At 42.4% G+C, this 8,936-nt stretch carries 8 protein-coding genes; 2 read left to right on the top strand and 6 right to left on the bottom strand.

Features of this window, described 5'->3' with window-relative positions:
- Positions 1–26: 26 nt before the first annotated feature.
- The 6 genes from H6G05_RS19625 to H6G05_RS19650 form a co-directional block, all read right to left on the bottom strand.
- Complete coding sequence (locus H6G05_RS19625; protein WP_190580634.1) at positions 27–1,550, bottom strand: NADH-quinone oxidoreductase subunit M; 1,524 nt, start codon at positions 1,548–1,550, stop codon at positions 27–29.
- A gap of 60 nt (positions 1,551–1,610) precedes the next feature.
- Positions 1,611–3,485, bottom strand: a complete 1,875-nt coding sequence (locus H6G05_RS19630; RefSeq protein WP_190580636.1) for an NAD(P)H-quinone oxidoreductase subunit F — start codon at positions 3,483–3,485, stop codon at positions 1,611–1,613.
- A gap of 249 nt (positions 3,486–3,734) precedes the next feature.
- Complete coding sequence (patD, locus tag H6G05_RS19635) at positions 3,735–4,079, bottom strand: heterocyst frequency control protein PatD (RefSeq protein WP_190580638.1); 345 nt, start codon at positions 4,077–4,079, stop codon at positions 3,735–3,737.
- A gap of 156 nt (positions 4,080–4,235) precedes the next feature.
- A complete protein-coding gene (locus tag H6G05_RS19640) occupies positions 4,236–4,478 on the bottom strand; it encodes a 2TM domain-containing protein (RefSeq protein WP_190580640.1) in 243 nt (80 codons plus the stop codon).
- A gap of 99 nt (positions 4,479–4,577) precedes the next feature.
- The gene (gene argH / locus H6G05_RS19645; protein ID WP_190580642.1) at positions 4,578–5,969 is read right to left on the bottom strand and encodes an argininosuccinate lyase; all 1,392 of its coding nucleotides are present in this window, start codon (positions 5,967–5,969) and stop codon (positions 4,578–4,580) included.
- Positions 5,970–6,103: 134 nt separating this feature from the next.
- Positions 6,104–6,769: a Uma2 family endonuclease gene (locus H6G05_RS19650; protein WP_190580644.1), complete on the bottom strand. Its 666-nt coding sequence runs from the start codon at positions 6,767–6,769 to the stop codon at positions 6,104–6,106.
- A 205-nt stretch (positions 6,770–6,974) separates the two neighbouring features.
- Here H6G05_RS19650 and H6G05_RS19655 point away from each other — a divergent pair, with 205 nt between their 5' ends.
- Entirely contained in the window at positions 6,975–7,316 is a 342-nt protein-coding gene (locus H6G05_RS19655) for a DUF3181 family protein (RefSeq protein ID WP_322096403.1), read from the top strand.
- Between the two features lie 55 nt (positions 7,317–7,371).
- The gene (locus H6G05_RS19660) at positions 7,372–8,700 is read left to right on the top strand and encodes a sensor histidine kinase (protein WP_190580646.1); all 1,329 of its coding nucleotides are present in this window, start codon (positions 7,372–7,374) and stop codon (positions 8,698–8,700) included.
- Positions 8,701–8,936 lie beyond the last annotated feature (236 nt).

Here is an 8,936-nt window from a genome sequence, read left to right on the forward strand (position 1 = left end):
TGTAAAGCAAGCCTTTTAAATAACTGTTAAGTTGATTGTACTAAAGCAACTTGAGTTTTTTTAGTGTGATTTGGCGCGATCGCCTTTGCCGAATTCTCGATTATTTGGGTAGCAAAATTGGGAATTAATCCAAAGAAAACGATGATTAGGGCTAGGGCGATCGCAGGGAATTTTTCTTGCCACTTGGCAAAGGGAAAACTACTGATTGGTGGTTTATTCACAGTTTTCTCAACCGCAAGACGACCGAAAAATACGCGGTCAATCATGATGAGGAAATAAACAGCCGTTAAACCAGTACCAATCATACAGAGAAGCGTCTGCACAGGGAAAACTGCAAAGCTACTACGGAAAATCACAAACTCGGCAATAAATCCCACCATCCCTGGTGTACCTGCGCTTGCCATTGCTGCCAAGATCATCAGTGAACCTGTGATCGGTAAGCCTCGTTCAGGATTGAGTAATCCATTAAGAGAATTGATATTGCGGGTTCCTGTTTTCTTGTAAACAATACCTACCAAAATAAATAACAGTGCCGAAATCAAACCGTGACTGACCATTTGGAAGGTTGCACCCACTAGAGAAAGGGGCGTAGCCGCAGCTAGAGCGAGGAGGATATAGCCCATATGACCAACGGAGCTATAGGCTACCATTTTTTTCATGTCAGTTTGAGTGATGGCGGTAAGACATCCATAGATCACACTGACTACAGCCCAACCTGCGAGAAAAGGGGCGATCTCTTGCCATGCTTCTGGTAACAAACCTAGTCCAAAGCGCAATATGCCATAGGTTCCCAGTTTAAGAAGTACTCCTGCAAGTAAGGTGGAAACTGGGGTTGAGGCTTCAACGTGAGCATCGGGTAGCCATGTATGTAATGGCACAATCGGAATTTTGATACCGAATCCGAGGAGTAGCAGAATTAGTAAAATTCCTTTAGTGGTTTTTGATACTCCTTCGAGATTTAAGTCCTGATAGTTGAAGGTAAAGGCAATTCCATCAGCACTACCGAAGACTGCCATACCAAAGAAAGCTGCTAAGATTAGAACGCCTGAGATGGCGGTATAAATCAAAAATTTAGTAGCTGCGTAGCCCCGTCTTTCACCGCCCCAAATGGCGATTAAGAGATAGAGTGGAATTAGTTCGACCTCAAAAAAGAGGAAGAAGAGGAGGAGATTTTGAGCAAGAAAAGCTCCATTTACGCCACCGCCGAGTATTAGTATTAATGGAAAATACAGTCGAGGGCGTTGAATATCATTGCTGATGTAGATGGCGATCATCAGTAGCAATCCATTCAGTAAAACCAGTGGAAAAGATAGACCATCTACACCAAGCCGATAGGTAAGCCCAATGGGATCTAACCAAGCTAAGGATTCACTTAATTGGATTGTGGCAAGACTAATATCAAATTTAGTCAGTAAAAAGATCGACCAGCCAAATGTAGCGATCGCAATTCCTAATGATATTCGTCGTAAATTTTGAGAGTCGAGGACTGCTCCTAGTAAAACGATCAGCAGCGCACCTGCGATCGGAAGCCACACTAATGTACTAAGCATGTTTGATTAAAAAATAATAATTAAAAAAATTAAAAGTTCAGTATTTCTGACCCTGAACTTTTAATGAAGACCATAAAAAGCAGCAAAGGCGATCAGAATAAGTCCAATCATGATCGTCAGTACATACTGCTGTAAGCGACCTGTCACCGTATATTTCAGACTCTCGCCACTAAATATCGAAGCAAATCCCAAAAAATTGACAGAACCATCAACTAAGTAGCGATCTATCCAAGCTAAAATCTTAGATCCACCACCCACAATTAAGACCACCGTATATTTATAGATAGTCTGCACATAGAGATCGTATGCAAGTAAATCCTGTACCGCTTTCCATGAACTGCGAATAAATTTGGGAGGCATAGATACTGAAGTGGTAGTGGCAAAATAGGGTTTGATATAGATGTATGCACCTACCCCAAAACCAAATAAGCCTGAAGCAGATAACACTAACGCACCCCAAATATCGACTGTATCTAAGTCAATATCCACAAAATCCCATGATGGAAGCAAGATGGGAACAAGTAAAGTAATGATTGTCAGTGAGACTAATGGAATTGCAACTTGCCAAGCGACTTCAGGAACACGACGGGTTTTAGGTTGAACGGGACCGAGGAATACCAGCCCAAATAGTCGCATCAGTCCAAAGGCGGTAATGCTATTCACTAATAAGGCGATCGCAATTAGCCAAGGGTCACTATTCCAAAAAGTTTCTTCCCAGCGTAAGAGTGTCCAAAATCCTCCAAAGGGAACCAGTGCTACTAATCCCAAGGAGCCGACAATGAAGGCGACTAGGGTGGCGGGCATTCGCGTTTTAATGCCTCCCATTTCCGTGAGATCTTGAGTCATGGTAGACATCATCACCGCACCTGAACTTAGGAATAGCAGAGCTTTGCTGATGCCATGACTAAAGAGTAGACCCAAAGCTAGATCAGGTTGTTGCATCCCTACAGCGATGAAAACTAGACCGAGGTAAGCACTGGTGGAGTGGGATAGAGCGCGTTTCATATCGATTTGGGCGATCGCTACTAACGATGCACCGATCGCGGTAATTGCGCCAATGATCACCGAGACTTCCGCAGCAACAGGAAACAAAGACAATACAGGTTGAAACTTGATCAGCACATAGGCTCCAGCGCCCACAACTACCGAATTTCGCAAAATCGACGCTGGGTTTGGTCCTTCCATCGCCTCATCAAGCCAGAGGTGCAGTGGGAACTGAGCGCATTTACCTAATGGACCCGCAATTAGAGCTAGCCCCAATAAAGTGCCAAATTGTTGATGTTCGGCAAAATAGGCGATCGTTTGTGGTGCGGCAGCCCATGAGTTTAGATCAGAAAAATTTAGACTGTCCGTAAGATTGGCGAGTGTAACTACAGCCATTAACAAAAACAAGTCACCGACCCGCTTTGTCCAAAAAGCATCTCTCGCTGCGGTGACTACTAGGGGCTGTGCATACCAAAATCCCACTAATAAATAGGTGGAGAGGGTCAGCATTTCTAGTAAGGCATAGCTAAAAAATAAGGAGTCACTAAAGGCTATCCCTGTAATCGCCGCCTCAAAGAAGCCAATTAAGGCACAAAATCGGGCGATCGCCCAGTCAGTTTCTAGCGATCCTAACCCATAGACCTGTGAGATTAAGCTCATGGTGGCGATCATCACTGATGCACCAGCACTAATCGTGGAAAGCTCAAAGGAGCAGGCTATATTTAAATCAAACGTTTGAAACCATATAAACTCAAATTGTTGAGGAGGTTGCCCCCAAACTGATGTTAATAACCAACAACTATGCACCAAGGCAAGTGCTGTCATTAAAATATTTAGGTAAGCCGCAGGACGGGGACCAGTACGACGTACGATCCTTAATGACCAAGGAAGGGTAAGCCCTGCGCCCAGCAAACCATAGCAAGGAAGTAACCAAGCTGTTTCTAGGATCATTGATTCTACTATAGAGTTTTTACTATGTTTATATTAAGATCTATCGATTGTTCCATAAGTCTACATCAAAATGTTTCGTGTCTCAGTCTTCAAACTAAAGAATAATTCTATCTTTTGAGAGATTGCAAATCTTACCTAGAGAGGGTTTTATCCAAGACTCTATATTCATAGAAAAGAAGCATTACTAGTTCAGACCAAATGCCTCTGGGATGGCAGTGCTTTGCGATGCCATCCTAGGGGGGAGAGATGCTAATGCATTTGGCAATAGCGGGCTAATAAAGTAAAGCGATCGCAGGCTTGTTGATGTCGCTTTTGCCATGTGGCTTGACTACGGGAAGTTTGCAACATGCTCAAATCCACGTTGAGCATTTTTAATTGTTTATCAATTTCTACTTGCAAAGATAAATTTTGGGGCGTTATCTCTAAATTGGTGTTGATAATTTTTGACTGAAAAAACTTTTGAATTTCATCAAGCGATCGCCGCCATTCTTTGACGATTTCAGAGGCGGGGTCTGACTGTGGAGCGATCGATATTTGCAATCTTTCTAACTGCTCTTGCAAATCATCAATCAAAGCTCCATAGTCCTGTGCCACTTAATTAATAGACCTTGTTTTTACAAAAATTAGGACTTACGCAAAAATGTTCTAAAAGTCTTATCTTAACGTAAGGGCAATTCATGAGTTGCCCCTACTTTTCGTTCTTTTGTGTAAATCTTAAAAAATTTTACTTCTAACCTTAGCCTGACTATCTCAAGCTTTCTGAATCAGCTTTTCTTGAGTCAATACCCAAATCCCATGTCCGAGGATTAGTATTCCCCAGATCACAGCGACCCAAATTGACCAGATCCAGACCTTCTCAGTAATTGACTGGATAAACCACATACAGGTCATGCAAGCCGAATAGATAGCAAGGTGTAGATAAAAGTTAACTCTGCGTTCGAGGTTTTGGTATTCAGGATCGTTGGGATCTGGTGGTTTTGATAACTTGGGCATAGAAAATCGAAAATTTGGCAAAATTAACTAAAACTTATGCTAACGCAAAAGCATCCAAAAATTAGTGTCAGCACGAAGTGCTGACACTAATTTTTGGATTTAAGCAATAAGTTTTTTGGCAGCTTCTACTTGGATTCTGACTTGCTCGAAGCCAGTACCACCGTAACTATTACGCACCTTAACGACTTGGGCAGGGGCGATCGCCTCAACAATATCCGCCTCAAACTGAGGATGAAAAGTCTGCCAACGTTCCACTGACAAATCCTTGAGTAAAATCCCTTCACTAGTACAGGTTTTCACAAGTTTGCCAACCAGTTGATATGCCTCACGGAAAGGAACCCCTTTAGATGCTAGATAATCGGCAACATCAGTCGCATTAGAGAAGTCCTCAGCAACTGCTTCTGCAAGACGTTGGGTCTGAAATTCAATCCCTTCATCAATCAAAATTGTCATTGCTTCCAAACAAGCGCGAACCGTGACCACTGCATCAAAGATACCTTCCTTATCCTCTTGCATATCCTTGTTATAAGCCAGAGGCAAGCCCTTGATAATAGTCAGTAAACCTTGCAAATGTCCAAATACACGCCCTGTTTTGCCACGTACCAATTCGGGAACGTCAGGATTTTTCTTTTGGGGCATGATGCTAGAGCCTGTACTGACGCGATCGCTTAGTTTCACAAAACTAAACTCCTGTGATGACCACAGAATTACCTCTTCAGAAAGGCGGCTGAGATGCACCATGATCAAACTTGCCGCGCAGAGAAATTCTACGGCAAAGTCGCGATCGGATACACCATCAAGGCTATTGCGTCCTACGGAGCCGAAATCTAAAAGTTCGGCGGTGTAATGGCGATCGATGGGGTGCGGTGTACCCGCTAATGCGCCCGAACCAAGGGGGCAAACATTGACTCTTTGATAGATTTCATCAAGTCTTGTCCAATCGCGTTGCGCCATCTCAAAGTAAGCAAGCAGATGATGGGCGAGGCTAATCGGCTGAGCGCGTTGCAGATGGGTATATCCTGGGATAAAAGTCTCGACATACTGCTCAGCTTTATTCACTAAAGTTTGCTGCCAAGTCCTGATATCAGTTTGAATTTTGCGAATCTGGTCACGCAAATATAAACGCACATCGGTAGCAACTTGATCATTACGCGATCGCGCAGTATGCACTTTTTTGCCAACATCACCGATCAACTCAGTCAGGCGACGCTCTACCGCAAAATGCACATCTTCGGCATCAACCCCAGGGTTAAAATTTCCAGACCGATATTCTTGGCGGATTTGCTCTAAACCATTAACAAGCATTTCCCCTTCTTCGGCACTAATGATCCCCACTTTCGCCAACATTCGCGAGTGCGCTTGCGATCCTGTGATGTCATATTCAATTAAATTAATGTCAAAACTGATGCTGGCATTAAATCGCGCGATCGCAGGATGCAGCGCTGTCTCGAAACGCTGACTCCAAGGTTGGGGGGCTGTTGGCTGGCTCATACAAAAAAACTGTAGTACTTGAAGATTTAGTTTACTTTTTGAAAGGCGGTTTTGCGCTTTTTTGTTATGAACTCATCATTTGTAGAAACCAAAATAGATTTTCGATGCAAAGCGCTGACAATCTATTTTGGTTTCTACTGACCTAGCCTTTGTTTGAGCCATGCTCTAAACTCACGAATCAATTTGTTGTCATCAGTTGATTCTGATAAAGCCAAGAAGCGATCTAAAACCTCGCCAGACATTATCGGAAAAGTAACACTATATTCCTGCTCAACATATTCACTATCTCGTAAATTATAGATTTTTATCCCTGTTCTGGTATATCTCCAAATTTCGGGTACGCCTAACTGTTTGTAAATATCCAATCTGCGGATGCTAGAACTATGAACGTCAACTTCAACTACGAGATCGGGGGCAGGATCTTTTTCAATATCTATCTGAAATCTGCGAACGAGATGAGCATTTTGAATGTAAAAACAGGAGTCTGGCTCTACACCAACTTCTAAATCTTTGCGATTAAAGGTTGTCGAGCCAAAGCTTTTGATATCTAGCTCTAGTTCTTCAGTCAATGTGACAATAATTCTCTCTAGGAGCCGATTAATAGCTTCATGAAATTCTAATGGCATTTTGATTTCTAAGGTTCCGAGATCGTAGGCTAGGCGAATAGAGCGATGATCGCCCATGTCAGCAAGCATGGCTTGATAGGTTTGCCAGCTAATATTTTTTAGTACAGCATTACTCGCATTACTAATGTTTGTTGTAGCAATTTCTGGCTTGAGAGGGAGGGGAGTAGTAGTCATAAATTTGCGATCGCGCAACACAAATGATCATACAGCGCTTTGCGCTCAGACCCAAACCAAGAAGAATTTTGAAAGTGTTGCGAAGCAACGCTTTCAAAACTCTTCTTGTGGTTCGTTTGATCGGTAATTGATGTGATTTAACTTGTCATATTGTCCTAATCTTGGGTAATTCAGATATAGCGATCGCTATCATGTAGGTGGGACTTTGCGCCATCTCCATGATAGCGATCGCTATAAATCACTAACTACTAAACAAATGAGTACCTCAGAACGTATCGAACAACTAGCTGCCATAATCGCCGAAGATGTTTATATTGACATTGCCAAGTGGCACTTGTACTTAAATGACGCGCATTTGCATCGCCCACTTGCTGAAAAGTTCTATCCCATGTTGCTAAAGGGGATTCAAGCAGCAGATGTTACTAAAGTATTAAATGAAACGATGATTGCGATCGGTGGTGGTAATCGTGAAATTCCTTTAAGTGACTTGATTCCTAAGTCTTGTCAAAATCGATTAGTAACGATTTTAGAAGAGTTTGAATATTAAAACCCTAAGCCCTGTAGCGCACATCGTGCGCTACAGGTTAGCCATTAAATTACTCATGACCATTGTTACTCCTAATCCTGTCTTTCAGTCAATGCGCCGCCGTTTGGCGCTGTGGTATGCGATTGTCACAGCAATTTTATTAATTGTGTTTGCGACAGGCTTTTATCTATATGTGCAGACAACCTTAATCGATCGCATTGACGACACAATCGACCATGTTGCGGAAGTAATCGAGCGATCGCTGATTCGGTCTAACTTAATTGATTTAGAATCAGATTTTAGTCGCAGCTTTTCGGCAAATGCTCAAGCGATCGATGCTGATCATATTGATATTGACTGGTTTAGCCCCAGTGGAGAGATTCTCTGGACGACTAATGCGAATACGGAGCCATTACAACAGCGAGAGAGAGGAATCTTACAACCACTTTATCGCACTGTCCATTTGTCAGAAGCAGAGCCATTGCGACAGATGATTGAGCCAATTGTGATTAATGACAAACTATTGGGATATTTGCGAATTAGTCATCCTTGGTTTGAAGTTACTAAACCTGTCAAGCAGTTGTTTCTCGATTTGGCGATCGGCACAACGCTGATGGTATTTGTGGTTTTACTATGCGGTTGGTGGTTAGCAGGGATCGCCATGGAACCTGTGCGCGAATCCTACCAACGTTTAAAACAGTTCACCGCCGATGCTTCCCATGAGCTTCGCAATCCGATCGCTGTAATTCAAACGAATGTCCAAGTTGCTTTAGCAGATCCTCATCCTGATCTAGAATTTCAGCGATCGCAACTGGAAGCAATTGAGAGAATTACTAGACGGTTAGGTAGATTAATCGAAGATTTGCTATTTTTAGCAAGACATGATGGTGGTATTACTAATCAAAGGCGTGAGCCTTGCAATTTATCGCAAATTTTGAGAGAAGTGGGCGAGGAGCAACAGGCGATCTCACAACAAAAACAAATCAGTTTGGAGTTACCTAGCTTAGAACCAAAACTAATTGTGTCAGGTGATCGTGATCGCCTAGGGCGTTTGTTTACCAATCTCGTCAGTAATGCGATCGCTTATACTCCCGCAGGTGGGAAAGTCCAAATTACCGCGCAGTTGATCACTTCTCAAAATCAAATTCAAATTCAAGTTCAAGATACTGGGATGGGGATTCCTGAAGCAGAGCTATCTCAAATTTTTGAGCGTTTCTATCGTTACCAACCGCAAAAAAATAGTAAATCTAGTTCTAAATCTAGTAATCTCTATACCAGTGGTTCTGGGCTAGGATTAGCAATTGCCAAAGCGATCGCTGAAAGTCATCAGGGACAAATCAAGGTGGAGAGCAAGGTCGGACAGGGAACAATATTTACGGTAAGTTTTTTTAATTCTAATCTTTAGTTATACGAATACGAACTTAGCCGAATACAAGTTAGTGATAAGCCTCTTACCTCATCTCAAACAACGCTAATTAACCGTGAATATGGAGAGAAATTCGGCATCTCTATTTTTGCTATAGCAACGTAAGTTTTGCTTAGGAATGAAAAATAAATAACTTATGCATTTCAGTTATTTTGAGGAATAGCTCTATAATTCCATTTAGGAAGATATTCATCAAAAATGATAGGTAGATTTTC

It is taken from the genome of Phormidium tenue FACHB-1050, from assembly GCF_014696925.1.
Taxonomy (GTDB): Bacteria; Cyanobacteriota; Cyanobacteriia; order Pseudanabaenales; family Pseudanabaenaceae; genus Pseudanabaena.